Here is a 26,646-nt window from a genome sequence, read left to right as displayed (position 1 = left end):
CGGGCGGTCCGCCGTTCCCCGTCCGGCCGTTCGGCACACCGGTCCGTACGCCGGTCTGCACTGCCTCCTGCTCGGGTGCGCTCGACACCTGACAGCCTCCCGCGGCTCCACGAAGGATGGGCGGCGGGGCGCGCACGGCGTCCCTGCCGTACGTCGTCCCTGATCCCCTCCTGTCTGTTCTGCCCAGAGCACGGGTCGCACTCACGTTTCCCCGGCGGGGTGCGCGTCGTTGCTCCGGCGTGAGAAGAGCTGTGAGGCGCGCGCGGCGCGCAGGGGCGGCACTGGCCGCCGTACTGACGTGGGCGGCACTGGCCGGCGGGCTCGCCGGATGCAAGGCGGACGCGATGCTCGGCAAGCCGCGCCCGCCCGCGGAGCTGATCCGGGTCACCCCGGACGACCGCGGCGAAGAGGTGAGCGCGGACACGATGCTGCGGGTGGAGGTACCCGCGGGCCGGCTGGAGTCGGTCAAGGTCGTCAGGGCGCAGGACGCGCAGGAGGAGCCGGTGCCGGGGCGCATCGAGGCGGGCGGCTCGCTCTGGCTCCCGACGGGCGCGGAGGCGCGGCGGCTCGCGCTCGCCGCGAAGTACACGGTCGACGCGGTCGCGGTCGACGGCGAGGGCCGCCGTGTTGCCCGGCACACCACCTTCACCACCGCCGTCCCCGGCGAGCGGTTCATCGGCTACGTGACACCGGAGAACCGGGCCACGGTCGGCACCGGCATGATCGTGAGGCTGGACTTCAACCGGCGGATCGAGAACCGCGCCGACGTCGAGCGCGCGGTACGGGTCACCTCCACGCCTGCCGTGGAGATCGCCCCGCACTGGTTCGGCGACACCCGGCTCGACTTCCGCCCCGAGCGGTACTGGCGCCCCGGTACAAGGGTGACCGTCGCCCTGGACCTGCGGGACGTGGAGGCGGCGCCCGGCGTCTACGGCCTCCAGCGCAAGTCGTTCTCGTTCACCGTCGGCCGCTCCCAGGTCAGCCTGGTCGACGCGGCGCGGCACACGATGGAGGTCCGCAGGGACGGGCGGCTGCTCGACACCCTGCCGATCACGGCGGGGGCGCCGGGCTCGACCACGTACAACGGGAAGATGGTCGTGACCGAGATGCTCGACGTGACCCGGATGGACAGCCGCACCGTCGGCTTCGGCGGGGAGTACGACATCCCGGACGTGCCGCACGCGATCCGGCTCACCGAGTCCGGCACGTTCCTGCACGGCAACTACTGGTCGGGCGGCGCCTTCGGGGCGAGCAACGTCAGCCACGGCTGTGTCGGCCTGCGCGATGTGAAGGGCGGCAGTCCGCTCACCCCGGCCGGCTGGTTCTTCGACCGGACCCTCATCGGCGACGTCGTCGAGGTGGTGCACAGCGCTGACAGAAAAGTGGCTGCTGACAACGGGCTCGGGGGCTGGAACATGGAATGGCAGGAGTGGAAGGCCGGGGCCGCGGCGGGCAGGTAGCCGCGGGGGCGCGGAAAGGGGGGCGGCAGCCTGGGGGTTGGGACTAAACGGTGACATAAGCGGGGATCCGTTTTCCCAGGTCGGGCGGTTAATCTTGCGCAGTGCGCGCGCAGACGCGCAGGGGTGCGGGCCTCGGGGACCGAGGCCGTGCGAGGGGAGAAGAACATCTTGAACGGGCGACGACCGATATCGGTGGCTCTGCTGGGGGCGGCGCTGTTCCTCGTCACCGCGTGCGGTGGCGGGGGCGGATCGGAGAACGAGGGCAAGGGCGGGTCCGACAAGGCCGCCGAGGCGAACAAGGCGTCGCAGGCCGTGGTGACGGTCGCGCCGAAGGACGGCGCCGACTCCGTCGCCACCAGCGGCGCGCTGAAGATAACCGCCGACAAGGGCAAGTTGACCGAGGTGAAGGTCGCCGACTCCAAGGGCAACGAGGTGGCGGGGGCGATATCCGGCGGCAGCAGCTGGACCCCCGCGCACCACCTCGCCGCGTCCACCACCTACAAGGTGCACGCGGTCGCGAAGGACGAGGACGGCCGCGCGTCGGCCAAGGACACCACCTTCACCACGCTCACCCCGAAGAACACCTTCGTCGGCATGTTCACGCCGGAGGACGGTTCGAAGGTCGGCGTCGGGATGCCGTTCTCGATCCGCTTCACCCGCGGCATCACGCACCCCGAGGACGTCGAGAAGGCCATCACCGTCAAGACGGAGCCCTCCGTCCCGGTCGAGCCGCACTGGTTCGGCAACGACCGCATCGACTTCCGCCCCGAGAAGTACTGGGCCCCGGGCACCAAGGTGACCGTGAAGCTCAACCTCGACGGCGTCGAGGGCCGGCCCGGCGTCTACGGCAAGCAGGTCCGCACGGTGAACTTCACCATCGGCCGCAGCCAGATCTCCACGGTCGACGCGAAGACGCACATGATGACCGTCAAGCGTGACGGCAAGACCATCAAGAAGATCCCGGTCACGACCGGCAAGCCGGGCTACGAGACCTGGAACGGCCAGATGGTCATGACCGAGAAGCTCGCGGTGACCCGGATGAACGGCGAGACGGTCGGCTACGGCGGCGAGTACGACATCAAGGACGTCCCGCACGCCGTCCGCCTGACCACCTCCGGCACCTTCATCCACGGCAACTACTGGGGCGGCGACGCTTTCGGCAACTACAACGCCAGCCACGGCTGCATCGGCCTGCGGGACGTGCGCGGCGGCTACGACAGCAACGTCTCGGCCGCCTGGTTCTTCAACCGGTCGATGATCGGCGACGTGGTCGTGGTGAAGAACACCGGCGACAAGACGGTCGCCCCGGACAACGGGCTCAACGGCTGGAACATGAGCTGGGCGGAGTGGAAGAAGTAGGGGGCACGGCGCCCCTGCGGTGAACGGCCGCTAACCTGCGGCCATGACCGTACACCTGGAAATCGCCGACGGGGTGGGCACCATCCGCCTCGACCGACCGCCGATGAACGCCCTGGACGTCGCCGTCCAGGACCGCATCAAGGAACTGGCAGAAGAGGCGACGGCCCGTACCGAGGTACGGGCCGTCGTCGTCCGCGGCAGCGAGAAGGTCTTCGCGGCCGGTGCGGACATCAAGGAGATGCAGGCCATGGACCACGCGGCCATGGTCGGCCGGGCGCGGGGGCTCCAGGACGCGTTCAGCGCGGTGGCCCGGATCCCCAAGCCCGTCGTCGCCGCCGTCACGGGGTACGCGCTCGGCGGCGGTTGTGAGCTGGCGCTGTGCGCCGACTTCCGCATCGCCGCCGACAACGCCAAGCTCGGCCAGCCCGAGATCCTGCTCGGCCTGATCCCGGGCGCGGGCGGCACCCAGCGCCTGGCCCGCCTGATCGGGCCGTCCAAGGCGAAGGACCTCATCTTCACGGGGCGTCAGGTGAAGGCCGACGAGGCGCTCGCGCTCGGCCTGGTGGACCGGGTCGTCCCGGCCGACGAGGTCTTCTCCGCCGCGCACGACTGGGCGGCGAAGCTCGCCAAGGGCCCGGCGATCGCGCTGCGCGCGGCGAAGGAGTCCATCGACGCGGGTCTGGAGACGGACCTGGAGACCGGGCTCGCCATCGAACGCACCTGGTTCGCAGGTCTGTTCGCCACCGAGGACCGGGCGACGGGGATGCGGAGCTTCGTCGAGGAGGGTCCGGGCAAGGCGAAGTTCGCCTGAGTCAACTCCCGGACGGGTGCGAGGGGTTCGTCCCGTCCCCCGTTGGAGCGCATTATCCACACCTTAAGAGAACCTTAAGCGCACCTCACGCGTGACGATCGAGGACTGCCCGCGCACAAGGAGTCACCGCAGGTCGGAGGGTGTTTCGTACCCCATTAAGTGACTCTGGCATATGCCAGAACGGCCCCCCGGAATGAGGCATTCCGGGGGGCTTATTCAGCCGGAACGGCCCCAAGGCCCCGACTCTGCGGCCATCATGGAGGGCATGGCGGGGCTTGAGGGTGTCGAACATCCGCGGAGGCACGGGGGTGCGACCGCGGCGCGCTGGTCTCCCGCGGTCGAGGACGAACACGCGCTGCGCGCACTGGAGTTGTTCGGCAACCCGACCGAGGCGGAGGTGCCCCTTCCCTCGCGTCCCGAATCGGCGGCGACCGCCCGCCGCCTCGCCCAGGTCGTCGTCCTGCGCCAGTGGGGCCTGTCCCCGAAGATGACCGAGGACGCCGTCCTGCTCGTCTCCGAACTCGTCGGCAACGCCGTGCGCCACACCGGCGCCCGCGTCTTCGGCCTGCGCATGCTGCGCCGCCGCGGCTGGCTCCGCGTGGAGGTCCGCGACCCGTCCCGCGGCCTGCCGTGCCTGATGCCCGTGCAGCCGCTCGACGTCTCCGGGCGCGGCCTCTTCCTCGTCGACAAGCTCTCCGACCGCTGGGGCGTCGACCTGCTGCCGCGCGGCAAGACCACCTGGTTCGAGATGCGGGTCGCCGACCGCTGAGCCGACGGGCCCCGAACGCACGAAAGCCCCCGTTCTCGCCGTTGTACGGCGCCGCGGGGGCTTTCGGTGGTGCGCCGCGAACAGTGGGGGGTGTAGTCCACGGCGTCTGGTGACGACCTGGCCCGGGTCAATGGGGGTCGTGCCACCGATCATGACAGACCGGCCGCCGAGGGCCAAATGAATCGATGGTGATGTGAGCCACCGGCCTCGCAAATGAAGAACAAGTACAGCGGGCATCCAGTAATCGTTAAGGCTGTCGGGTCGGTAAGAGGAATTTGTCCGCTATTCCCCTTAAATGGGCGGGGTGACTCACGGAGAACCGAAGGCGCGGCCACCCGCACGCCGCTCGGCCCTGCGCGGCGGCGCCGGACTCGCGGCCGCCCTGACCACCGGCTGCGCCGCCGAACGGCAGCCGCCCGCGCCCGCCCCGGCCCCCCGCTCCGCAACCCCGCACACCGCGCCCCCGCGCACCACGGCGTCGCGGCCCGCGCGCGCCGCCCCCGCGCCCGCCCCGCGCCGGCTGCCGGGGCTGCCCGCCCAGATCGACCACGGCCCCCGCACCGGTGGCCGCGTCGCCCTCACCTTCCACGGCCAGGGAGACCCGGCCATCGCCCGCGCCGTCCTCGCCGAGGCCGAACGGGCCCGCGCCCGCGTCACCGTCCTCGCCGTCGGCACCTGGCTCGACGAACAGCCCGCCCTCGCCCGGCGCGTCCTCGACGGCGGCCACGACCTCGGCAACCACACCCTCCACCACCGCACCGTCAACGAGATGTCCGAGGCCGACGCCTACGCCGAGATCACCGGGTGCGCCGACCGCCTGCGCCGCCTCACCGGCTCCATCGGCACCTGGTTCCGGCCGTCGCGCGCCCAGCGGGCGACCCCGCTCGTCGTCCGCCTCGCCCAGCGCGCCGGATACCCGCACGTCCTGTCGTACGACGTCGACTCCCTCGACCACACCTCACCCGGCCCCGCCGCCGTCGTCTCCACCGTCTCCTCCGCCGCGCGCGCCGGATCGGTCGTCAGCCTCCACCTCGGCTACCGGGACACCGTCGCCGCCCTGCCGCCCCTCCTCGACCACCTCCACCGTCGCGGCCTGACCGCGGTGACCTGCACGGAGCTGCTCACGTGAACCTCACCCCGACCCCCACCCCGAAGACCGGGCGGCGCACCGGCACGCTCCTCGCCGCCGCGACCGTCGCCCTCGCCGCGCTCGCCGGATGCGGCGGCCAGGACGGCGCGGAGCACACCACGCGCGGGCAGGGCGCCGTCAAGCCCGCCGAACCCCCGGCCCGCCCGGCGAAGCCGACGGCGCCGACGCGGCAGGCCGAGCGCGGGCTGCCCGGGATGCCGCCCGTCCTCGACCCCGACGACGTGTACGCGGCCGACCGGGCAGGCAACCTCTCGCCCGTGGTGAAGGACTTCCCGTCCCGCGTCTACGTGCCGAACACCGAGTCCAACACGGTCACCGTCATCGACCCGAAGACGTACAAGGTCATGCGGACCATCCCGGTCGGGAACCAGCCGCAGCACGTCGTCCCCTCCTGGGATTTGAAGACGCTGTGGGTCAACAACAACCGGGGCCACACGCTCACCCCGATCGACCCGAGGACCGGGAAGGCGGGCAAGCCGGTCGACGTGCACGACCCGTACAACCTGTACTTCACGCCCGACGGCAAGTACGCCGTCGTCATGGCCTCACTCGACCGCCAGCTCGTCTTCCGCGACCCGCACACCATGCGGGTCAAGCACACCGAGCCGGTGAGCTGCTACGGCGTCAACCACGCCGACTTCTCCACCGACGGCCGCTACTTCATCGTGAGCTGCGAGTTCAGCGGCGAACTGCTGAAGGTCGACACGGCCAGGATGAAGGTCGTCGCCCAGCGCAAGCTGCCGTTCAAGGGCGCGATGCCGCAGGACGTCAAGATCTCGCCCGACGGGAAGAAGTTCTACGTCGCCGACATGATGGCCGACGGCGTGTGGATCCTGGACGGGAAGACCTTCCCCGAGCCGAAGCTGCTGAAGACCGGCAAGGGCACGCACGGCCTCTACGTCAGCCGCGACTCCAAGGAGATGTACATCTCCAACCGCGGCGAGGGCACGATCTCCGTCTTCGACTTCGCCCAGGGCCGGGTCACGAAGAAGTGGAGGCTCCCGCAGGGCGGCAGCCCCGACATGGGCGGCGTCTCGGCGGACGGCAACACGCTGTGGCTGTCGGGGCGCTACAACGCCGAGGTCTACGCGATCGACACGCGCACCGGCGCCCAGCTCGCCCGGATCCCGGTCGGCCGGGGCCCGCACGGCCTCGCCGTCTACCCGCAGCCGGGCCGCTACTCCCTCGGCCACACGGGCATCTTCCGCTGAGCCGCGGCCCTACGGCAGCAGCATGAGCGCCTCGGACCCCACCGGGCGGTAGCCCGCCGCCTGGAAGACCCGCACGCTGCGCGCGTTGCCCGGCGACTGCTGCGACCAGACGAACTCGTCGGTGGTCAGATGCCGGGCGGCGACCGCGAGGCGCCGCCCGAGGCCCCGGTGGCGCACGTCCTCCTCGACCTCGATCGCGGCCTCCGTACGGCCGCCGATGCCGCGCCCGAGCACCAGGACCCCGGCGCCGTCCGCCGTCTCCCACACCCGCACCTCGTCGCGGTGCGTGAGGGCGCGCACCACGCGGGGATGCGCGCGGTCGCGGATCTCGCGCAGCTCGCACGGGGGCGGGCCCGGCAGCGCCGACGCCGCCGTCAGCAGGTCGATCGTGTCGTGGGCGCGGCCCGTGCGGTCCATGAACGCGGCGAGGAACCGGGCGTTCATCGGCGCCGCCAGCGGATCGCAGCCCGTCGCGGCCAGCGCCTCGCGCACCCACGCCCCGGGCTCGTCGGTGAAGACGACGGTGTGCGCCGTGAACGCCAGCACCCCCGCGTCCCGCGCGCACATCTGCGGCACGACCGTCACCGAGCCGTCCGGCACGGGGAAGACCCCCTTCGCCGCACCGTCCAGAATCTCCCGCAGCCTCATACGCGCTCTCCCCGCTTGGGTCTCCACCCACTGGAAGGCCCAGACTCCCCGACATGACCGACGACGGCCCGCCGCACCGGCCTCACGGTGCGCACCATCCGCTTCTGGTCCGACGAGGGTGTCCCGCACCCCGCGGCCCGCAGCGACGGCGGCTACCGACTGTACGACGCGGAGTCGCTGTGGTTCATGAGCCGCCTGGTGCAGCTCGCGGCGGAGGCGCTGGAGCGCGGGCTCGAACCGACGCGCAGGCCCGACGTGGAGTTCGCTTGGGTGGTCGCCGCACTGCGGGCGCACCCCGCCGGATAATCTGACCCCCGTCAATACGGCAGTACGCGACAGCGGTACGTGAACGAGGGGTGGTCCGGTGGCGGACATCGAGGAAGCACGCAGGGCGTTCGATCGGTTCGACGCGGACGGTGACGGGTTCATCACCGCGGCCGAGTACAAGAGCGCCATGGCGCAGATGGGGGACTTCCACGTCACCGAGGCGGTGGCCGAGGCCCTCATCGCCCGCCAGGACACCAACGGGGACAAGGTCCTCTCCTTCGACGAGTTCTGGGCCAACCTGAACAAGGCCTGAGCACCGAGGGGCGCGTTTGTGTCACCCCTTCGCGGGAACCCGCCGGGCCGCTGGAATAGGCCCGGCGACGGTGAAGTTGGCACCGTATGTATGCGCATGCATGGAACTCTCGAAGGGTGTGACATGAAGATCGGCATCATCGGCGCGGGCAACATCGGCTCCAACCTGACCCGGCGCCTCACCTCCGTCGGCCACGAGGTCCGCGTGGCCAACTCGCGCGGCCCGCACACGCTGACCGCGCTCGCCGAGGAGACCGGGGCGACGCCCGCGACCATCGAGGACGCGGTGCGCGACGCGGAGGTCGTGGTCGTCACGGTCCCCCTCAAGGCCGTACCGGACCTGCCCGACGGCTTCCTGAAGGGCGCCGCCGACGGCGTCACCGTCATCGACACCGGCAACTACTACCCGCAGCAGCGCGACGGGCGGATCGCCGAGATCGAGGAGGGCCTGACCGAGAGCCGGTGGACGGAGCGGCAGATCGGCCACACGGTCGTCAAGGCGTTCAACGGCACCTACGCGCAGGACATCCTCGACAAGCCGCGCCCGTCCGGCGACCCCCAGCGCGTCGCCCTGCCGATCGCGAGCGACGACAAGGTGGCCAAGCAGGTCGTCACCGCGCTGCTCGACGAGATCGGCTTCGACACCGTGGACGCCGGCGGTCAGGACGAGTCCTGGCGCCAGCAGCCCGGCACCCCGGTCTACGGCCTCGCCGCGGGCGCGATCGCCGTCCGCGAGGCGCTGGCCGCGGCCTCCCCGGAGCGCACCGCGGAGTGGCGCGCCTGAGGCGGCGCGAGGAGCGCGGCCCCCGTCAGAGCGTGGCCCACTCGCGCAGCGCCGTCCTGCTCGCGAAGTCGGCCACGTTCTTGTCGAGGGGGCTGTCGTCGTACTGGTGGAAGCGCCACTTCGCCTGGATGCGCGGCTTCCCCGCCGACACGTAGTCGGCTATCCAGAGGCCGTCGCCCGCGTACGACGTCGTGTCGATGTTCAGCCAGAAGTTCCTGTTGCAGTACAGGACGACCCGGTTGTGCGGGCGCAGCCGCTTCACCTCGCGGATGAACGTGTCCTTCTCCGCGTTGCTCGCGTGTGTGCCGTTGCCGGTCGTCTCCCAGTCGACGGCGAGGATGTCGCCCGCCTTCTCCGGCGCCTTGCTCACGAAGTACGCGGCCTGCGCCGCAAGGTTCCCCGGCCACAGGAAGTGGTAGAAGCCGACGACACAGCCCGCGTCACGGGCCCGCTTCGTGTGCGCCGCGAGGCGCGGGTTGACGTAACTGCGCCCCTCCGTCGCCTTGATGAAGACGAACGAGACGCCGTCCGTGCTGAACGAGGACTGGTGCGAGCTGACGTCGATGCCACGGATCATGGCGAGCCTCCTGCTCGGTGGGGGACGCGGGGTGGGGGCGGCACAGTTGGCATACCCGCCGTTCCCGGGCGGGCACCGTCGCGCCGCCGCCCGTCTCGTCCGGGGCCGTTTGCCGGCTCCCAGTCTTGGAACACGCTTTACACGGGGACGTGCAACTGACAGCGCCGCCTCCGCTGTCTGACAGGGAGGCGAGAAGACAGGGGGCCGGCTCCTCCAGCGGAGAAGACCGGCGACCGAGGAAGTGGGGCAGGTTCGTGGGACGGCGCAAGGGCGGCGGGATAGGCATCGCGCTCATGACGGTGGCGGCACTCGCGGGCGTGAGCGCCTGCGGCGGCAGCGGTGACGAGGCGGGGGGCGGGAACGCGAAGGCGTCGGACAAGCCGAGCGCGAGCGCGAAGCCCTCGCCGACGAAGCCCAAGGGCCCGCCGATGCTCCTGGAGACGATCACACCGCAGACCGGCGCGACGGTCGGCGTGGCCATGCCGGTCTCGGTGGTGTTCACCAACCCGGTGGCCGAGAAGGCGCGCGCCTCCGTCGAGAAGCACATGAAGGTCAGCGCCTCGAAGCCGGTCGAGGGCGCCTGGCACTGGTTCGGCGACAAGCGCGCCGACTGGCGGCCCAAGGAGTACTGGCCCTCGGGGACGACCGTGAAGGTCGAGGCCGACATGAAGGACGTGAGCAACGGCAACGGCCGCTACGGCGTCCGCGCCTACACCCACACCTTCAAGGTCGGCGACGACGTCCGCGCCGACGTCTCCGTGACCGGCCACACCCTCAAGGTCACGAAGAACGGCCAGGCGGTGCGCACCCTGTCGATCAACGCGGGCAGCGCCGAGTACCCGACCTGGAACGGCACGATGGCCGTCATCGACAAGCAGGAGAAGGTCCACATGACCTCCTGCTCCGTCGGCATCAGCTGCAACAAGGGCGACGCCAACTACTACGACCTGACGCTGCCCTGGGACGTCCACCTCACCCAGTCCGGCACCTACGTCCACTACTCCACCGGCGACCCCAACCCGGGCAGCGGCAGCGCCCGCGGCTCGCACGGCTGCGTCCACCTGTCGATGTCCGACGCCAAGTGGTTCTACCAGCAGGTCAAGCAGGGCGACCCGGTCACCATCACCGGCTCCCCGCGCGCCAAGGCCCCGGCCGACAACGGCTACGCGTCGTTCAACCTGAGCTGGGACCAGTGGCTCGCGGGCAGCGGTTCCGGCGCGTCCACCACCGCGAGCCTGTAGCAATCCTGGGAAGCGGCGGGTTCAGCACTCGATGATGTTCACCGCGAGCCCGCCGCGCGCCGTCTCCTTGTACTTGACGCTCATGTCCGCGCCGGTCTCCTTCATGGTCTTGATGACCTTGTCGAGGGAGACCTTGTGCGAGCCGTCGCCGCGCATCGCCATCTTGGCGGCGGTGACGGCCTTCACGGCGGCCATGCCGTTCCGCTCGATGCAGGGGATCTGGACGAGGCCGCCGACCGGGTCGCAGGTCAGGCCCAGGTTGTGCTCCATGCCGATCTCCGCCGCGTTCTCCACCTGCTCCGGGGAGCCGCCGAGGACCTCGGCGAGCGCGCCCGCCGCCATCGAGCAGGCCGAGCCGACCTCGCCCTGGCAGCCGACCTCGGCGCCGGAGATCGAGGCGTTCTCCTTGAACAGCATGCCGATCGCGCCGGCCGACAGCAGGAAGCGGATCACGCCCTCCTCGTCGGCGCCGGGCACGAAGTTCACGTAGTAGTGCAGGACCGCCGGGATGATGCCCGCCGCGCCGTTCGTGGGGGCCGTGACGACCCGGCCGCCGGCCGCGTTCTCCTCGTTCACCGCCATCGCGTACAGGGTGATCCACTCCATGGCGTGGGCCAGCGGCTCGCCCTCGGCGCGCAGCTTGCGGGCCGAGCCCGCCGCCCGGCGCCGGACCTTCAGGCCACCCGGCAGGATGCCCTCGCGGGACATGCCGCGCGCCACGCACGCCTGCATCACCCGCCACAGTTCGAGCAGGCCCGCGCGGATCTCGTCCTCGGTGCGCCACGCCTTCTCGTTCTCCAGCATCAGCGCCGGGATGGACAGGCCCGTCTCGCGGGTGAGGCGCAACAGCTCGTCGCCGGTGCGGAAGGGGTACTTCAGGACGGTGTCGTCCGGCACGACCGGGTTCTCGCCCGCGACTGCGTCCTCGTCGACGACGAAGCCGCCCCCGACCGAGTAGTACGTCTTGGTGAGCAGCTCGGCGCCGTCCGCGGCCGCGTCGTCGTAGGCCCACAGCCGCATGCCGTTGGCGTGGTAGGGCAGGGCCTCGCGGCGGTGCAGGACCAGGTCGTCGTCGAAGGAGAAGGCGATGTCGTGCACGCCGAGCAGATTGATCCGCCCGGAGGTCTTGATCTCCTCCACGCGCTCGTCGGCGTGCTCGACGTCGACCGTGCGGGGCGACTCGCCCTCCAGGCCGAGCAGCACCGCCTTGGGCGTGCCGTGCCCGTGTCCGGTGGCGCCGAGGGAGCCGTACAGCTCCGCGCGTATCGAGGTGGTGTGGGCCAGCAGGCCCTCGTTCTTCAGGCGGCGGGCGAACATCCGCGCCGCGCGCATGGGGCCGACCGTGTGGGAGCTGGACGGGCCGATGCCGATCGAGAACAGGTCGAAGACCGAGATGGCCACGGGGGAACTCCAAAGATGGTTGGTAGACGCCGTTGTCTGCCGGGGGCACGGGCCGGGGCACCGTGCCCACTGAACCTGGTGGGTCCAGTGTGCGCGATGCCCCGTAAGGACGTATGTACGAAAGGGTACGTAAGAGGTTACGTATTCCCGGCGGAACCGTTACAGGCCGGGGTAGAGCGGGTGCTTGTCGGCCAGAGCGGTCACGCGGGCCTTGAGCGCGGCCGCGTCGTAGGAGGGCTTGAGCGCCTCGGCGATCACGTCGGCGACCTCGCGGAAGTCCTCGGCGGTGAAGCCGCGGGTGGCGAGCGCCGGGGTGCCGATGCGCAGGCCCGAGGTGACCATCGGGGGCCGCGGGTCGTTCGGGACCGCGTTGCGGTTGACCGTGATGCCGACCTCGTGGAGGCGGTCCTCGGCCTGCTGCCCGTCCAGCTCGGAGTCGCGCAGGTCGACTAGGACGAGGTGCACGTCCGTGCCGCCGGAGAGCACGTTCACGCCGTGGGCGCGGGCGTCCTCCGAGGTCAGGCGCTCGGCGAGGATCTGGGCGCCCTCGATCGTGCGCTCCTGTCGCTCCTTGAAGTCCTCGCTCGCCGCGACCTTGAAGGACACCGCCTTGGCCGCGATCACGTGCTCCAGGGGGCCGCCCTGGAAGCCCGGGAAGACGGACGAGTTCAGCTTCTTCGCGAAGTCCTGCTTGGCGAGGATGATGCCGCCGCGCGGGCCGCCGAGCGTCTTGTGCGTCGTGGAGGTGACCACGTCGGCGTGCGGCACCGGGTTGGGGTGCAGGCCGGCCGCGACGAGGCCCGCGAAGTGCGCCATGTCGACCCAGAGGTACGCCTCGACCTCGTCGGCGATACGGCGGAACTCGGCGAAGTCCAGCCGGCGCGGGTACGCCGACCAGCCCGCGATGATCACCTTCGGGCGGTGCTCCTTGGCGAGCCGCTCGACCTCGGCCATGTCGACCAGGCCGTTGTCGTCCACGTGGTACGGGACCACGTTGAACTGCTTGCCGGAGAAGTTCAGGCGCATGCCGTGCGTGAGGTGGCCGCCGTGCGCCAGGTCCAGGCCGAGGATCGTGTCGCCGGGCTTGGCGAGCGCGAAGAGGGCCGCCTGGTTCGCGGAGGCGCCCGAGTGCGGCTGCACGTTGGCGTACTCGGCGCCGAACAGCTCCTTGACCCGGTCGATCGCGATCTGCTCGGTGACGTCGACGTGCTCGCAGCCGCCGTAGTAGCGGCGGCCGGGGTAGCCCTCCGCGTACTTGTTGGTGAGGACCGAGCCCTGGGCCTCCATGACGGCGACCGGGGCGAAGTTCTCGGACGCGATCATCTCCAGCGTCGACTGCTGGCGGCGCAGCTCGGCGTCGACGGCCTGCGCGACCTCGGGGTCGAGCGCGTGCAGGGACTCATTGAGTACGGACTTGTCGGTCATAACGGGTCAGCTCCCGGAGAAGTCGGTGTACTCGTCGGCGGTGAGCAGGTCCTTGGGCTCCTCGGAGACGCGGACCTTGAACAGCCAGCCGCCCTCGAAGGGGGCCGAGTTCACCAGGGAGGGGTCGTCGACGACGTCCGGGTTGGTCTCGGTGACCTCGCCGGAGACGGGGGAGTACAGGTCGGAGACCGACTTGGTGGACTCCAGCTCACCGCAGGTCTCGCCCGCGGTGATGGTGTCGCCGACGTCGGGGAGCTGGACGAACACGATGTCACCGAGCGCGTTGGCCGCGTGCTCGGTGATGCCGACCGTGGCGACGCCGTCCTCGGCGGCCGACAGCCACTCGTGCTCCTTGCTGTAACGAAGCTGCTGGGGGTTGCTCATGATGCGAATTCTCCTGTACGCGGGAGGGTGCGGGTGACGGTGGGGAGGGCGGCGCGGCACGAGTGTGGTGCCCGCCACTACACGGGCTCTACTTCCGGCGCCGCCGGCTCACTTCTGGCGCTTGTAGAACGGCAGCGCCACGACCTCGTACGGCTCGTGCGTACCACGGATGTCCACGCCCACGCCCGGCGTGCCCGGCCCGGCGTGCGCGGCGTCCACGTACGCCATGGCGATCGGCTTGCCCAGGGTCGGGGACGGGGCGCCGGAGGTGACCTCGCCGATCACCTGGCCGTCGCGCACGACCTGCATGCCCGCGCGCGGGACGCGGCGGCCCTCGGCGACCAGGCCGACGAGCTTGCGGGGCGGGGCCGTCTCGGCGCGCTCCGCGGCGGCGGCGAGCGCCTCGCGGCCCACGAAGTCGCCCTCCTTCTCGAACTTCACGACCCGGCCGAGCCCCGCGTCGAACGGCGTCAGCCCGGTGGTCAGCTCGTGTCCGTACAGCGGCATGCCCGCCTCCAGGCGCAGCGTGTCGCGGCAGGAGAGGCCGCACGGGATCAGGCCGTACGCGGCGCCCGCCTCGGTCAGCGCCTGCCACAGCTTCTCCGCGTCGGCGGGGGCGACGAACAGCTCGAAGCCGTCCTCGCCGGTGTAGCCGGTGCGGGCGATCAGCGCCTCGACACCGGCGACGGTGCCGGGCAGGCCCGCGTAGTACTTGAGCCCGTCGAGGTCGGCGTCCGTGACGGACTTCACGATGGCGGGGGAGTGCGGGCCCTGCACGGCGAGCAGCGCGTAGGCGTCGCGGTCGTCGCGCACCTCGGCGTCGAACCCCTCGGCGCGCTCGGTGAGGGCGTCGAGGACGATCTGCGCGTTGCCCGCGTTGGCAACGACCATGTACTCGGTCTCGGCGAGGCGGTAGACGATCAGGTCGTCGAGGATGCCGCCGTCGGCCTGGCAGATCATGGTGTAGCGGGCGCGGCCGACGCCGACCGTGGCGATGTTGCCGACGAGCGCGTAGGCGAGCAGCTCGGCCGCCTGCGGGCCTGTCACGGTGATCTCGCCCATGTGGGAGAGGTCGAAGAGCCCGGCCTTCGTGCGCACCGCGTTGTGCTCGTCGCGCTCGCTGCCGTAGCGCAGCGGCATGTCCCAGCCGGCGAAGTCGGTCATGGTGGCGCCCAGCGAACGGTGCAGGGCGTCGAGCGCGGTCGTACGGGGCGTCTGCGGGGTATCGGTCATGGCGTGCTCCCGGGCGTGAACGGCGGTGGCGAGGGGTCCCCCGTGGCGGAGGGTCCTCCCCATCTGTCATCGGAACCTGAGAGGTTCGCCCCGACCCCGCGTACCGGTGGTCATGGCTTGCACCTTGGGTGGGGCCGCCGTACGTCGACGGCGGCCCGCTTTTCAGATGTGCCTCGCCCGCGCGGTACGGGGCCTGAGAGATTCAAGGGAGGAACTTGCTCCTTCGGCGTCCGGGTACCTGTTCTTGACGATGGCCTTCACGGCCTGGTGGTCCCGGAACTCTCCCGCGCGGATTCAAGCGGCCGGTATGCGGTTGTGTGGGTCTGGCGCGCACATCATCGCACGACCCCGGGGCGGGGAAACCCGGCGGCGGGCATTACCTTCTCTTTACACTTGCCGGGCAGGTACGGCGTGACGGGAACGGGGAGGACGATCACGGTGCGGATCCCGCGGCAGCGCACGGTCCGGGACTTACGCGGACGCGGCGGCCGGACACCGCGGCGCATCCGCTACGCCGCCGGTGACCTCGTCGTGCTCTCGGGCCTCCCGGGCAGCGGCAAGTCCACCCTCATGCGCCGGGCCGTCCGGGTCGTGCGCGTCGACTCCCAGGACACCCGGGAGCGCTGGGCCGCCCGCCTGCCGCGCTTCGTCCCCTACGCCCTCTACCGCCCGCTGGTCCGCGTCGCCCACTACCTGGGCCTGCGGCGCGCGATGCGCTCGGGGGCGAGCGTCGTCGTGCACGACTGCGGCACGCAGGCATGGGTGCGGCGCTGGGTCGTCCGGACGGCCAGGCGCCGCGGGGCCGCCGTCCACCTGGTCCTCCTCGACGTCCCGCCCGCCCTCGCGCTCGAAGGCCAGTCGGCGCGCGGCCGAGGCGTCTCCCGCTACGCCTTCGCCCGCCACCGCCGGGCCGTCGGCGCCCTGGTGACCTCCACGGAGCGCGGCGAACTGCCGGCCGGCATCGAGTCGGCGGTCCTGCTCGACCGGGCCGCGACCGACGCCCTCGGCGGGATCACGTTCCGGGGGTAATCCGTACGGGCGCAGGCGTTATCGTCGGCGGCTATGGAACACCCGGCATTTCACGAGGACGCGCGCTTCCACGAGGAGGCGCACCCCCACCCCCAGCCCACCCGGAGCTGGCCGGCGAACGAGCTGGAGGAGGTCCTCGCCGCCGCGCTCGGCGTCGAAGGGGCGGGCGCCCGCATCGTCGAGGTCCTCGGCCGCAGCCCCATCTGGATACCCCTGCCGCAGGGCGGCTCGCGCGAGAGCCGCGACCTCGACCTGCCCACCCTGGAGCTGGGCGGCCAGGCGTACGTGCCGGTCTTCAGCTCCGAGGAACAGTTCATGCAGGTCACCGGCGGGCGCATGAGCTGCACCGTCGCCCCGGCCGTCGAGTTCGCGCGCGGGCTCCCCGCCCAGGTCGGCATCGCCCTGAACCCGGACGGCGCCGTCGGCATCCCCCTGCCGCCGCCCGCCGTCGCCGAACTGGCCCGCAGCGGGCGCACCCCGCTCGACGGCCCCGCCACCGGCGGCCGCGTCGTCCTCTCCGAGCCCGACTGGAAGGACGACCCGGTCGACTTCCTCGCCGCCGTGCGCGAGGAGTTCGACACCGCGGGCGCCGTGCTCAGCGCCCACCGCTGCCTCGCCGTCGTCGAGGACACCCCGCCCTCCCTGTTCATCGGCGTCCAGCTCACCCAGTGGGAGGGCGCCGCCCGCGACCTCCCGCTCGACGCCCTGGGCCGCGCGCTCGGCCGCGCCCCCGCGCCCTGGCCCGTCAACCTCGTCTTCCTGGACGTCACCCAGGACCCGGTCGCCGACTTCCTGCGCACACGCGTACGCCCGTTCTACGAGCGGCACCCGTGACACCGTCCGTCAAGTCGGTGTCAGCTCCGCCGCTTAAGCTGGTTTCATGACCTGACCGGGCGGCGCTGTGCCTTCCGGTCACGGGCGGGACACGGACGTTCACGAAGGGGCGGTTACGGGTGAGTGCGTCGGGCACGGCCGCGGCCGGACAGGTCGAGCACATGCTGCGCCAGGTGACCCCCGGGCGCTACGACGCGTACGAGGCGCTCCTCGCGGCGCTCGCCGCCGGCCAGGTCTGGATGCTGCTCTGGCACGGCCAGGCCGGCTCCCCCGACGCCCAGTACGGGAACATGGACGTGGACGGCTTCAGTTACGCGCCCTGCGTCACCTCCGCCCAGGAACTCTCCGCCTCCGGCTGGTCCCGCGCCTACGAGGTGGTCAGTGGCGTCGACGCGGCCCGCACGCTCTACCCCGACCACTACGGCCTCTGGCTCAACCCGCACGCCCCCGGCGGCGGCGTCGGCGTGCCCTGGCTCGACCTGCGCCGCATCGCGAACGGCCTCGACCGCCAGCCCGCCGGACCCCTGCGCCTGTCCGAGCCCACCCTCGAACTGCCGCAGTTCTACGCGCTGCTCGCGCAGAACGCCCACCGCACCACCGCCGTCCGCTCCCTGCGCCGCGCCTGGGTGCAGCCCGCCATCGGCGCCCCCTACCTGGCGATCGGCCTCGACGTGTACGACACGTCGCCCGCGTCGGTGGACGCGGTGCGCGCGATGATGCAGCAGTCCGTCGCGGCGGTCCCGGACGGCCTGCCGGTCTCCACGGTCGCGATGTCCGACGCCTACGACCCGGTCGCGATGTGGCTGCGGGCGAACGCCCGGCCGTTCTACGACCGCGAGGCGCATGTCGCCCCTGCCGGCCAGGCGGGTGCGGGATACGGGTATCCACCCCCTTATGGGGCGACGTACTGACAGGCGCACGCCTATGGCCAGTTGTGGGCCCAATGTCCGACCTGGCGCCACTTAGACCTCAACTGACCGCTGTTCGCACGCCGTTCACAGGCGTCCGGATAACGGAACACCCCTGACCGCATCACGGTTAGGCATCCTTTCCCCGTCAAGTCTGGCAACAGATCGCACACAGGTTGAAGACTCCCGCAGCAGAGGGTTTCGCCTCTGTGTACGACGGACTGAACCACGCCGCTACAGCGGCAAGTGCGGGCCGGTCACCGCCGGTTGAGAAGGGGTCCTTGCCACGATGACGGCACCATTGCACGACACGACCGCGGAAGCGGAACCGACCGCCCCGGTCGACGCTGCCGCGAGCGCCCCCGGCCGGAAGGTCGAGGGACGGTCGCTGAAGCAGATCGCCTGGAACCGCCTCAAGCGGGACAAGGTCGCCCTCGCCGGTGGCATCGTTGTCGTCTTCCTGATCCTGGTGGCGATCTTCGCCCCGCTCATCGTGAGCCTGCTCGGCCACCCGCCGAACCAGTTCCACCAGGACAAGCTCGACCCGCTGACCAACCTGCCCCAGGGCTCCCTCGGCGGCGTCAGCAGCGACTTCCTCTTCGGCGTCGAGCCGAACAAGGGCCGCGACGTCTTCAGCCGCATCGTCTACGGCGCCCGCATCTCGCTCCTCGTCGCGTTCCTCGCGGCGATCGTCGCGGTGGCGCTCGGCACCCTCTTCGGCATCATCGCGGGCTACTTCGGCGGCTGGGTCGACGCGATCATCAGCCGCGTCATGGACGTGCTGCTCTCCTTCCCGCAGCTGCTCTTCATCATCTCCCTGGTCTCGGTGCTCCCGGACGACCTGCTCGGCCTGACCGGCAGCGGCGTGCGCATCGCCGTCCTCGTCATGGTCATCGGCTTCTTCGGCTGGCCCTACGTCGGCCGCATCGTCCGCGGCCAGACGCTCTCCCTGCGCGAGCGCGAGTACGTGGAGGCGGCCCGCTCGCTCGGCGGCGGCTCGCGCCACATCCTCTTCCGCGAACTGCTGCCCAACCTGGCCGCGCCGATCGTCGTCTACATGACCCTGATGATCCCCACCAACATCCTCACGGAGGCGGCGCTCAGCTTCCTCGGTGCCGGTGTCCGGCCCCCCACCGCGTCCTGGGGCGGCATGCTCCGCGACGCGCTCGAGACGTACGAGCACGACCCGATGTTCATGGTCTTCCCGGGCGTCACGATCTTCATCACCGTCCTCGCGTTCAACCTCTTCGGCGACGGGCTGCGCGACGCGCTCGACCCGAAGGGGACCCGGTAAGACCACAGGCCCGCAGCGGTCTGCAACGAACTGCCCCTGCCGCATCGTCAGGTGGCTCGACTCCCTGGTTCTCCGGCCCCGGCCCGGAACCGCGATCTCGGAGGTTACGAGAAAATGTCCACAAGTTCCTCGAAACGACGGCTCGCCGCCGGCGCCGCCCTCGTCGTCGCGGCGCTCGTGTCGACCACGGCGTGCGGTGGCGGTGACGGCGACTCCAAGGACTCGTCGAAGGGCGCCGGCTACGACGCCGCGTACAACAAGGTCGCCAACGCCTCCACGAAGAAGGGAGGCACGCTGCGCATGGTCGGCAAGCAGGACCTGGACTCCGCGGACCCGCAGCGCGCCTACTACGGCATGTCGTGGGACTTCATGCGGTTCTACACGCGCCAGCTCGTGACCTTCGCGCCGAAGCCGGGCGCCGCCTCCACCGAACTGGTGGGCGACCTCGCGACCTCCACCGCCAAGGTCTCCGACGGCGGCAAGACCTACACGTACACCCTGCGTGACGGCGTGACGTGGGAGGACGGCTCGCCCGTCACCGCGCAGGACGTCAAGTACGGCATCGAGCGCATCTGGGCGACGGACACCATCACCGGCGGTCCGCAGTACCTGAAGCAGACCCTGGACCCCAAGGGCGAGTACAAGGGCCCCTACAAGGACAAGTCCAAGGACAAGCTGGGCCTGAAGTCCATCGAGACGCCGGACGCGAAGACCATCGTCTTCAAGCTCCCGAAGCCCAACGGTGACTTCGAGCAGTTCCTCGCCATGCCCTCCGGCTCCCCGGTGAAGCAGGACAAGGACACCGCGACCAAGTACACCCAGCACCCCTTCTCCAGCGGCCCGTACAAGTTCCAGTCGTACAAGGCCAACAAGAAGATCGTCCTGGTCCGCAACACCAACTGGAAGAAGGCATCGGACCCGGTCCGCGCCGCCCTTCCGGACAAGATCGACGTGACGATCTCCGCCAACCTGGAGGAGAACGACAAGCGCCTGATGGAAGGCGACTACGACGTCGACCTGAACGGCACCGGCATGACCCAGTCGGGCCGCGTCACCGCCGTCCAGGACCACCGCGACAGCGTCGACAACATGCGGACCTCCTTCGTCCGCTACGTCGCCCTGATCCACACCGCCAAGCCGTTCGACAACGTCCACTGCCGCAAGGCCGTGTTCTACGCGACCGACTTCGCGGGCCTCCAGCAGACCCGTGGCGGCGAGCTGGCCGGTGGCGAGATCGCCAACTCCACCCTGCCGGTCTCCATCAAGGGCCACTCGAAGTACGACCCGTACGGTGTCCTCGCCCGCAAGGGCAAGCCGGACGCCGCCAAGGCCAAGGCCGAGCTGAAGGAGTGCGGCAAGCCCGCCGGCTTCTCCACCAAGATCACCGCCCGTAACAACAACCCGGGCGAGGTCGACACCGCCGAGGCGCTCCAGGAGCAGCTCGCCAAGGTCGGCATCAAGGTCGAGGTCGACGCCCTGGACGGCGCCGAGACCTCCGCGATCACCGGTTCGCCGAAGGTCGTCAAGGAGCGCGGCTACGGCATGACGATGAGCGGCTGGGGCCCGGACTTCCCGTCCGGCCAGGGCTTCGGCCAGCCGCTGTGGGACAGCCGGTTCCTGTCGGACACCGGTAACTACAACGAGTCCCAGATCAAGGACCCGAAGGTCGACGCCCTCTTCGACAAGGCGATCGCCGAGACCGACCCGGAGAAGGCCGGCAAGATCTACGAGGAGCTGGACCACCGGATCCTCGACCAGGCCGACTGGATGCCCTTCATCTACGAGAAGAACATCACCTGGCGTGGCCCGCGTCTGACCAACGTCTACATGTCCGACGCCTACAACGGTCGCTACGACTACGTCTCCCTCGGCGTCGTCAAGTAACACCCCTCTGCCGGGCAGCGGAGTCCGTCTCCGCTGCCCGGGCCTCGACCTCCGCCGCCGAAACCCGCCAGTCCGAAGGGCAGGTGATGGCCCCGGGCGCCGAACGGGAACCCCCACAAGGGGTTCCCGGCAGGTGCCGGGCCGCGCACAGTGCTTGCTTATCTCATCCGGCGCCTGTTCGCCGTTGTCATCATGGTGCTCGTCGTGCTGCTCGCGACGTTCACCATCTTCTTCATGCTGCCCAAATGGGCGGGTCAGGACGTGGCCGTCCTCTTCGCCGGCAAGGCAACCGGAGCCGAGCAGCTCGCCGGCATCCGGATCAAGCTGGGCCTGAACGAACCCGTGCTCGTCCAGTTCTGGGACTTCGTCAAGGGCATTCCGATGGGCCGTGACTACGTCAACGGCGCCGACGTGACCCACTGCTCCGCCCCCTGCTTCGGCTACTCCTTCCGTACGGAGGAACCGGTCTGGGACACCCTCAAGGACGCGCTCCCGGTCACCCTGGCGCTCGCCGCCGGCGCCTGCGTCCTGTGGCTGATCGCCGGTGTCGCCACCGGTGTGCTCTCCGCCCTCAAGCGGGGCACAATCTGGGACCGCGCCGCCATGACCGTCGCCCTCGGCGGCGTCTCCCTGCCGGTCTTCTTCACCGGCATGGTCGCGATGGGCATCTTCGTGCACAGCCTCGGCTGGGTGCACATCGCCGACAGCCTCTCCACCGACGACTCCATCGGGGTCTGGTTCGAGACGCTGATCCTGCCGTGGATCGTGCTCGCCTTCCTCAACGCGGCGATGTACGCGCGCCTCACCCGGGCCACCATGCTGGAGATCCTGGGCGAGGACTACATCCGCACCGCCCGCTCCAAGGGCCTCGGCGAGTCCACCGTCATCACCCGGCACGCCCTGCGCTCCGCGATGACCCCGATCCTCACCGTCTTCGGCCTCGACCTCGGCGTCCTCCTCGGCGGCGCCGTGCTCACCGAGTCCACCTTCAACCTGCCGGGCCTCGGTCTCGCGGCGGTCCAGGCCATCAGCAACAAGGACCTGCCCGTGATCCTCGGCGTGACGCTGTTCGCGGCCCTCGCGATCGCCGTCGCCAACCTCGTCGTGGACCTTCTGTACGCCGTCATCGACCCGCGAGTGAGGCTGGGATGACCGACCTGAACAAGACCGGGGCGGCGGTCGGCGAACCCACCGTCGCCTCGGCCGCTCCCAAGGCCTTCCTCGAGGTCCGCGACCTCAAGGTGCACTTCCCGACCGACGACGGCCTGGTCAAGTCCGTCGACGGCCTCTCCTTCACCCTGGAGAAGGGCCGCACGCTCGGCATCGTCGGCGAGTCGGGCTCCGGCAAGTCCGTCACCTCGCTCGGCATCCTCGGTCTGCACACCGCCGGCCAGTACGGCCGCCGCAAGGCGCAGATCAGCGGCGAGATCTGGCTCGACGGCACCGAGCTGCTCTCCGCGGACCCCGACAAGGTCCGCAAGCTGCGCGGCCGCGACATGGCGATGATCTTCCAGGACCCGCTCTCCGCGCTGCACCCGTACTACACGATCGGCAAGCAGATCGTGGAGGCGTATCGGGTCCATCACGACGTCGACAAGAAGGTCGCCCGCAAGCGCGCCATCGAGATGCTCGACCGCGTCGGCATCCCGCAGCCCGACAAGCGCGTGGACGCCTACCCGCACGAGTTCTCCGGCGGCATGCGCCAGCGCGCGATGATCGCCATGGCGCTCGTCAACAACCCCGAACTCCTCATCGCCGACGAGCCGACCACGGCACTCGACGTGACCGTGCAGGCCCAGATCCTCGACCTGATCCGGGACCTGCAGAAGGAGTTCGGCTCCGCCGTCATCATGATCACGCACGACCTCGGCGTCGTCGCGGAGATGGCCGACGAACTCCTCGTCATGTACGGCGGCCGGTGCGTCGAGCGGGGCTCCGCGACCCAGGTCTTCTCCACGCCCCAGCACCCGTACACCTGGGGCCTGCTCGGCTCGATGCCGCGCATCGACCGCGCGCAGACCGACCGGCTCACCCCGGTCAAGGGCTCCCCGCCCAGCCTCATCAACCTGCCGACCGGCTGCGCCTTCAACCCGCGCTGCCCGTACGCGGACATTCCCAAGGACAACATCACCCGTCGCGAGCGCCCCGAACTCCAGCAGATCGACTCCGGTCACTACTCGGCCTGCCACATGTCGGCCGAGCAGCGGGAGCGGATCTGGACCGAAGAGATTGCGCCGAGCCTGTGACGGACGCCAAAGGACCCGAGATGACGATCCCTCAGCAGACGACCGACGCGCCGGCCACCTCGCCGGATCCCGCCAAGGGCGAGCCGCTGCTCAAGGTCGAGGGCCTGGTCAAGCACTTCCCCATCAAGAAGGGCCTGCTCAAGCGGCAGGTCGCGGCCGTGCAGGCGGTCGACGGACTGACCTTCGACGTACGCGCGGGGGAGACCCTCGGCGTCGTCGGCGAGTCCGGCTGCGGCAAGTCGACGATGGGCCGCCTCATCACGCGCCTTCTCGAACCCACCGCCGGACGCGTGGAGTTCGAAGGGAAAGACATCACGCACCTCGGCGTCAGCGGCATGCGCCCGCTCCGCCGCGACGTGCAGATGATCTTCCAGGACCCGTACTCGTCGCTGAACCCGCGCCACAACATCGGCACGATCGTGGGGGCGCCCTTCCGCCTCCAGGGCGTCAAGCCGGAGGGCGGCGTCCGCCAGGCAGTGCAGGATTTGTTGGAGCGCGTCGGTCTCAACCCCGAGCACTACAACCGCTACCCGCACGAGTTCTCCGGCGGTCAGCGCCAGCGCATCGGCATCGCGCGCGCACTGGCGTTGCGCCCGAAACTGGTCGTCGCCGACGAGCCGGTCTCGGCGCTTGACGTCTCGATCCAGGCGCAGGTGGTCAACCTCCTGGACGACCTCCAGGAGGAGCTGGGCCTCACCTACGTGATCATCGCCCACGACCTCTCGGTCATCCGGCACGTCTCGGACCGCATCGCGGTGATGTACCTGGGCAAGATCGTGGAACTCGCAGACCGCGACGACCTGTACTCGACCCCCATGCACCCGTACACCAAGGCGCTGCTCTCCGCGGTGCCGGTGCCGGACCCCAAGCGCCGGGGCGCCAAGAGCGAACGCATCCTGCTGCGCGGCGACGTCCCGTCCCCCATCGACCCGCCCGCCGGCTGCCGCTTCCACACGCGCTGCTGGAAGGCGACGGAGATCTGCGCCACGAAGGAGCCCCCGCTCCTCCAACTCGGCACCGGCCACCAGGTCGCCTGCCACCACCCGGAGAACGCCCCCGACCAGGCCCCGCAGGACACGAAGCTCCTCTCGGCGGCGAAGGAGGCGATCGAGGTGGTGACGGTACCGGCCCCGGCGGATTCCGCTTCCGCGGCGGAGCAGGAGACGACGCACCCGGCGCCGCCGAAGCCTGCCGAAGACACTCTGAAGGCTGCGCCTTCGAAGACCCCGGACACTTCGAAGGCCACGGAGCCCTCGAAGGCCCAGGGAGAGTCAAAGGCCGCGGAGACCGCGAAGGCCCCGGGAACGTCGAAGGCTGCGGAGACCTCGAAGGAGCCGACGACTCCGGAGGCCGGGGTGTCGGATGCCCCGGTGTCGGAGACTCCGGAGGCACCGGTGTCGGACGCCCCGGAGACGCCGGAGGCACCGGCTGCGGAAACCTCGGGGACGCCGAAGGCTGCGGAGGCACTGGCTTCGGGAGACTCGGAGACGCCGACGACTCCGAAGGCTGGGGCCTCGGACGCCCCGGCGTCGGAGACTCCGGAGGCACCGGTGTCAGATGGCCCGGAGACGCCGGAGGCACCGGCTGCGGAAACCTCGGGGACGCCGAAGGCTGCGGAGGCCGTGGAGACGCCGGACAAGAAGTAACGGCCTGGGGGCGCGGCAAACACCCCGCCCCCAGACAACCCGTCGCCTATCCCGCCCCGGGCGCCAGCCACCCCGCCTCGGGCACCCACCGCCCCGCTCGCCCCCACCCACCCCGGGCCCCAGCCGCCCCGCCTTGGGCAGTCTGCCGCCTGGGGCGGCACGGGTGGGCAAGGCGGCAGCCCAGCGCCGGGTAACGGTTGGAGCGGGCCCCCGCTGTCGGCACCCCGCGCCGGACGCCACAAGCGCGCGGCCCCGAACCGGAACCCCCTCAAATGGCCCAGCGGGGTCATGTACACCCCAACCCCCCGAACGGCAATGTGCCCGTTGTCAACAGACACCGGCACACGTTCGAAGGGAACGCCCATGGCCCTCTCCCGTTCGGCACGCCTGGCCGCCCTCACCATCGCAGCCACCTCCTTCACCCTGATCGCCGCGGCCCCCGCCCCCACCCCGGGCTCCCCGGGCATCGGCGACACCTACTTCCCGTACCTCGGCAACGGCGGCTACGACGCCCGCCACTACACCTTGGACGTCGCCTACAACCCGGACACGGACCGCCTGGACGGCCGTACGACACTGACCGCCCGCGCCACCCAGAACCTCTCCTCCTTCGACCTGGACCTGCAAAAACTGACGGTCACCAGAGTCGAGGTGGACGGCAGACGCGCCGACTTCACCCGTACCGGCGACGAGATAGTCGTCACCCCGCGCACCGCGATACGCAAGAACAGGACCTTCGACGTCACCGTCGCCTACAACGGCATCCCTGAACCCCTCAACGGCCCGATCGTCTTCGGCTCGGACTACGGCTGGATGAAGACCCCCGACGGAGTCTTCGTCGCCTGCGAACCGAACGCCGCCTCCACCTGGTTCCCGTCGAGCGACCACCCCGCGGACAAGGCGACGTACGACATCCGCATCAAGGCCCCCAAGGGCCTCACGGGCGTCTCGAACGGCCGCCTGGTCGCCACGTACGACACGAAGGACAACCAGACGGTCCACCACTGGCGCGAGTCGAAGCCCATGGCGACGTACCTGGCGACGGCGAGCATCGGCAAGTTCGACGTGCGGACGGGCCGCACCCCGGCGGGCACCCCCATCTACGTGGCGATCGACCCCGTCCTGGCGAACGACAACACCGTCGACGTGTACGCCGTCACCGCCGAGGCCACCGACTACTGGTCGCGGGTCTTCGGCCCGTACCCCTTCGAGGAGACGGGCGCGGTCGTCGACGACATGCCGCAGGCCGGATTCTCCCTGGAGACCCAGACGAAACCCAGCTACTCGGCGGTCCGCTCGGAGTCGACGATCGTGCACGAGCTGGCCCACCAGTGGTTCGGCGACTCCGTCTCGGTCGAGCGCTGGAAGCACATCTGGCTGAACGAGGGCTTCGCGACGTACGCGCAATGGCTGTGGTCGGAGCACAAGGGCATCCGCTCGGCCCACGACTCGTTCCGGGCCGCCTATGACGCGCGCCCCGCCGGTTCCACGTTCTGGGACATCGTCGTCGCGGACCCGCAGCGCGACACGATGTTCGCCTCGGCCGTCTACCAGCGCGGCGCGATGACCTTGCAGCAGCTCCGCGAGTACATCGGCGACAAGGCGTTCTTCAGGCTGCTTCCGGCCTGGGTCAAGCAGAACCGGTACGGCAACGCGACGACCGCCGACTTCAAGAAGCTCGCGGAGCGCATCGGCGGCAAGGACCTGGACGCCCTCTTCGACACCTGGCTGTACCGGCCGGGCAAGCCGGCGCTGTAGAACCGTGCGGTAAGC

Annotated in this window: 24 protein-coding genes, 1 pseudogene and 1 riboswitch; of the genes and pseudogenes, 19 read left to right on the top strand and 6 right to left on the bottom strand. The window is 70.5% G+C overall.

Translation table 11 applies throughout. From position 1 onward, the window contains the following. The first annotated feature begins 251 nt into the window (after window positions 1-251). The 6 genes from ABZ877_RS06805 to ABZ877_RS06780 all read left to right on the top strand — a co-directional run bounded on the left by ABZ877_RS06805 (window position 252) and on the right by ABZ877_RS06780 (window position 6,760). Complete coding sequence (locus ABZ877_RS06805) at window positions 252-1,460, top strand: Ig-like domain-containing protein (protein ID WP_361065479.1); 1,209 nt, start codon at window positions 252-254, stop codon at window positions 1,458-1,460. A gap of 168 nt (window positions 1,461-1,628) precedes the next feature. Then, window positions 1,629-2,819, top strand: a complete 1,191-nt coding sequence (locus tag ABZ877_RS06800; RefSeq protein ID WP_361065476.1) for an Ig-like domain-containing protein — start codon at window positions 1,629-1,631, stop codon at window positions 2,817-2,819. A gap of 43 nt (window positions 2,820-2,862) precedes the next feature. Beyond that, window positions 2,863-3,630 carry an enoyl-CoA hydratase-related protein gene (locus ABZ877_RS06795; protein WP_361065473.1) on the top strand — a complete coding sequence of 256 codons (768 nt, stop codon included), beginning with the start codon at window positions 2,863-2,865 and terminating at the stop codon, window positions 3,628-3,630. 265 nt (window positions 3,631-3,895) lie between these two features. Then, window positions 3,896-4,399: an ATP-binding protein gene (locus ABZ877_RS06790; RefSeq protein ID WP_361065470.1), complete on the top strand. Its 504-nt coding sequence runs from the start codon at window positions 3,896-3,898 to the stop codon at window positions 4,397-4,399. 304 nt (window positions 4,400-4,703) lie between these two features. Further along, window positions 4,704-5,528, top strand: coding sequence for a polysaccharide deacetylase family protein (locus tag ABZ877_RS06785; protein ID WP_361065467.1), 825 nt, complete (start codon window positions 4,704-4,706; stop codon window positions 5,526-5,528). After that, window positions 5,525-6,760: a hypothetical protein gene (locus ABZ877_RS06780; RefSeq protein ID WP_361065464.1), complete on the top strand. Its 1,236-nt coding sequence runs from the start codon at window positions 5,525-5,527 to the stop codon at window positions 6,758-6,760. The genes ABZ877_RS06785 and ABZ877_RS06780 overlap by 4 nt, the downstream gene beginning before the upstream one ends. A 9-nt stretch (window positions 6,761-6,769) precedes the next feature. Here the strand turns inward: ABZ877_RS06780 and ABZ877_RS06775 are convergent, their stop codons facing one another. Beyond that, the gene (locus ABZ877_RS06775; RefSeq protein ID WP_361065461.1) at window positions 6,770-7,408 is read right to left on the bottom strand and encodes a GNAT family N-acetyltransferase; all 639 of its coding nucleotides are present in this window, start codon (window positions 7,406-7,408) and stop codon (window positions 6,770-6,772) included. 66 nt (window positions 7,409-7,474) lie between these two features. Between ABZ877_RS06775 and ABZ877_RS06770 the strand changes: the two are divergent. From ABZ877_RS06770 to ABZ877_RS06760, 3 genes and pseudogenes are all read left to right on the top strand, one after another. Continuing rightward, window positions 7,475-7,588 (top strand): annotated as a pseudogene (locus ABZ877_RS06770) (MerR family DNA-binding transcriptional regulator); the annotation flags it as partial. 184 nt (window positions 7,589-7,772) lie between these two features. Continuing rightward, complete coding sequence (locus tag ABZ877_RS06765) at window positions 7,773-7,988, top strand: EF-hand domain-containing protein (protein WP_361065458.1); 216 nt, start codon at window positions 7,773-7,775, stop codon at window positions 7,986-7,988. A gap of 123 nt (window positions 7,989-8,111) precedes the next feature. Beyond that, window positions 8,112-8,771 (top strand): NAD(P)-binding domain-containing protein, encoded by a 660-nt coding sequence (locus ABZ877_RS06760; protein WP_361065455.1) that lies wholly within the window; start codon window positions 8,112-8,114, stop codon window positions 8,769-8,771. 25 nt (window positions 8,772-8,796) lie between these two features. Here the strand turns inward: ABZ877_RS06760 and ABZ877_RS06755 are convergent, their stop codons facing one another. After that, on the bottom strand, window positions 8,797-9,348 hold the full coding sequence (locus ABZ877_RS06755) for a glycoside hydrolase family 25 protein (RefSeq protein ID WP_361065452.1): 552 nt from the start codon (window positions 9,346-9,348) through the stop codon (window positions 8,797-8,799). Window positions 9,349-9,602: 254 nt separating this feature from the next. Here ABZ877_RS06755 and ABZ877_RS06750 point away from each other — a divergent pair, with 254 nt between their 5' ends. Further along, the gene (locus ABZ877_RS06750; protein WP_361065449.1) at window positions 9,603-10,589 is read left to right on the top strand and encodes a L,D-transpeptidase; all 987 of its coding nucleotides are present in this window, start codon (window positions 9,603-9,605) and stop codon (window positions 10,587-10,589) included. A 21-nt stretch (window positions 10,590-10,610) separates the two neighbouring features. Here the strand turns inward: ABZ877_RS06750 and ABZ877_RS06745 are convergent, their stop codons facing one another. From ABZ877_RS06745 to gcvT, 4 genes are all read right to left on the bottom strand, one after another. Next, window positions 10,611-11,990 (bottom strand): L-serine ammonia-lyase, encoded by a 1,380-nt coding sequence (locus ABZ877_RS06745; protein ID WP_361065446.1) that lies wholly within the window; start codon window positions 11,988-11,990, stop codon window positions 10,611-10,613. A 159-nt stretch (window positions 11,991-12,149) separates the two neighbouring features. After that, window positions 12,150-13,415 carry a serine hydroxymethyltransferase gene (gene glyA / locus ABZ877_RS06740; RefSeq protein ID WP_361065442.1) on the bottom strand — a complete coding sequence of 422 codons (1,266 nt, stop codon included), beginning with the start codon at window positions 13,413-13,415 and terminating at the stop codon, window positions 12,150-12,152. Between the two features lie 6 nt (window positions 13,416-13,421). Further along, window positions 13,422-13,799, bottom strand: coding sequence for a glycine cleavage system protein GcvH (gcvH, locus tag ABZ877_RS06735; RefSeq protein WP_361065439.1), 378 nt, complete (start codon window positions 13,797-13,799; stop codon window positions 13,422-13,424). A gap of 108 nt (window positions 13,800-13,907) precedes the next feature. Next, window positions 13,908-15,032 (bottom strand): glycine cleavage system aminomethyltransferase GcvT, encoded by a 1,125-nt coding sequence (gene gcvT / locus ABZ877_RS06730; RefSeq protein ID WP_361065436.1) that lies wholly within the window; start codon window positions 15,030-15,032, stop codon window positions 13,908-13,910. Window positions 15,033-15,204: 172 nt separating this feature from the next. Then, window positions 15,205-15,329, bottom strand: a riboswitch (glycine riboswitch). 141 nt (window positions 15,330-15,470) lie between these two features. Here gcvT and ABZ877_RS06725 point away from each other — a divergent pair. The 9 genes from ABZ877_RS06725 to ABZ877_RS06685 all read left to right on the top strand — a co-directional run bounded on the left by ABZ877_RS06725 (window position 15,471) and on the right by ABZ877_RS06685 (window position 26,631). Continuing rightward, a complete protein-coding gene (locus ABZ877_RS06725; RefSeq protein WP_361065433.1) occupies window positions 15,471-16,061 on the top strand; it encodes an AAA family ATPase in 591 nt (196 codons plus the stop codon). A 33-nt stretch (window positions 16,062-16,094) separates the two neighbouring features. Next, window positions 16,095-16,895: an enhanced serine sensitivity protein SseB gene (locus ABZ877_RS06720; protein WP_361065430.1), complete on the top strand. Its 801-nt coding sequence runs from the start codon at window positions 16,095-16,097 to the stop codon at window positions 16,893-16,895. A gap of 119 nt (window positions 16,896-17,014) precedes the next feature. Then, window positions 17,015-17,806 carry an enhanced serine sensitivity protein SseB C-terminal domain-containing protein gene (locus ABZ877_RS06715; protein ID WP_361065427.1) on the top strand — a complete coding sequence of 264 codons (792 nt, stop codon included), beginning with the start codon at window positions 17,015-17,017 and terminating at the stop codon, window positions 17,804-17,806. A 286-nt stretch (window positions 17,807-18,092) separates the two neighbouring features. Further along, window positions 18,093-19,097, top strand: a complete 1,005-nt coding sequence (locus ABZ877_RS06710) for an ABC transporter permease (RefSeq protein ID WP_361065425.1) — start codon at window positions 18,093-18,095, stop codon at window positions 19,095-19,097. A 114-nt stretch (window positions 19,098-19,211) separates the two neighbouring features. After that, window positions 19,212-20,981, top strand: a complete 1,770-nt coding sequence (locus ABZ877_RS06705) for an ABC transporter substrate-binding protein (RefSeq protein WP_361065422.1) — start codon at window positions 19,212-19,214, stop codon at window positions 20,979-20,981. Between the two features lie 150 nt (window positions 20,982-21,131). Further along, entirely contained in the window at window positions 21,132-22,133 is a 1,002-nt protein-coding gene (locus tag ABZ877_RS06700; protein WP_361065419.1) for an ABC transporter permease, read from the top strand. After that, on the top strand, window positions 22,130-23,227 hold the full coding sequence (locus ABZ877_RS06695; RefSeq protein ID WP_361065416.1) for an ABC transporter ATP-binding protein: 1,098 nt from the start codon (window positions 22,130-22,132) through the stop codon (window positions 23,225-23,227). Before ABZ877_RS06700 ends, ABZ877_RS06695 begins: the two co-directional genes overlap by 4 nt. A gap of 20 nt (window positions 23,228-23,247) precedes the next feature. Then, on the top strand, window positions 23,248-24,873 hold the full coding sequence (locus ABZ877_RS06690; protein ID WP_361065413.1) for a dipeptide ABC transporter ATP-binding protein: 1,626 nt from the start codon (window positions 23,248-23,250) through the stop codon (window positions 24,871-24,873). 363 nt (window positions 24,874-25,236) lie between these two features. Next, window positions 25,237-26,631 carry a M1 family metallopeptidase gene (locus tag ABZ877_RS06685; protein ID WP_361065410.1) on the top strand — a complete coding sequence of 465 codons (1,395 nt, stop codon included), beginning with the start codon at window positions 25,237-25,239 and terminating at the stop codon, window positions 26,629-26,631. Window positions 26,632-26,646 lie beyond the last annotated feature (15 nt).

This window comes from Streptomyces sp. NPDC046939, assembly GCF_040644575.1.
Taxonomy (GTDB): Bacteria; Actinomycetota; Actinomycetes; order Streptomycetales; family Streptomycetaceae; genus Streptomyces.
The sequence above is the reverse complement of the archived record's forward strand: the minus strand, read 5'-3'. Positions and strand labels throughout refer to the sequence as shown.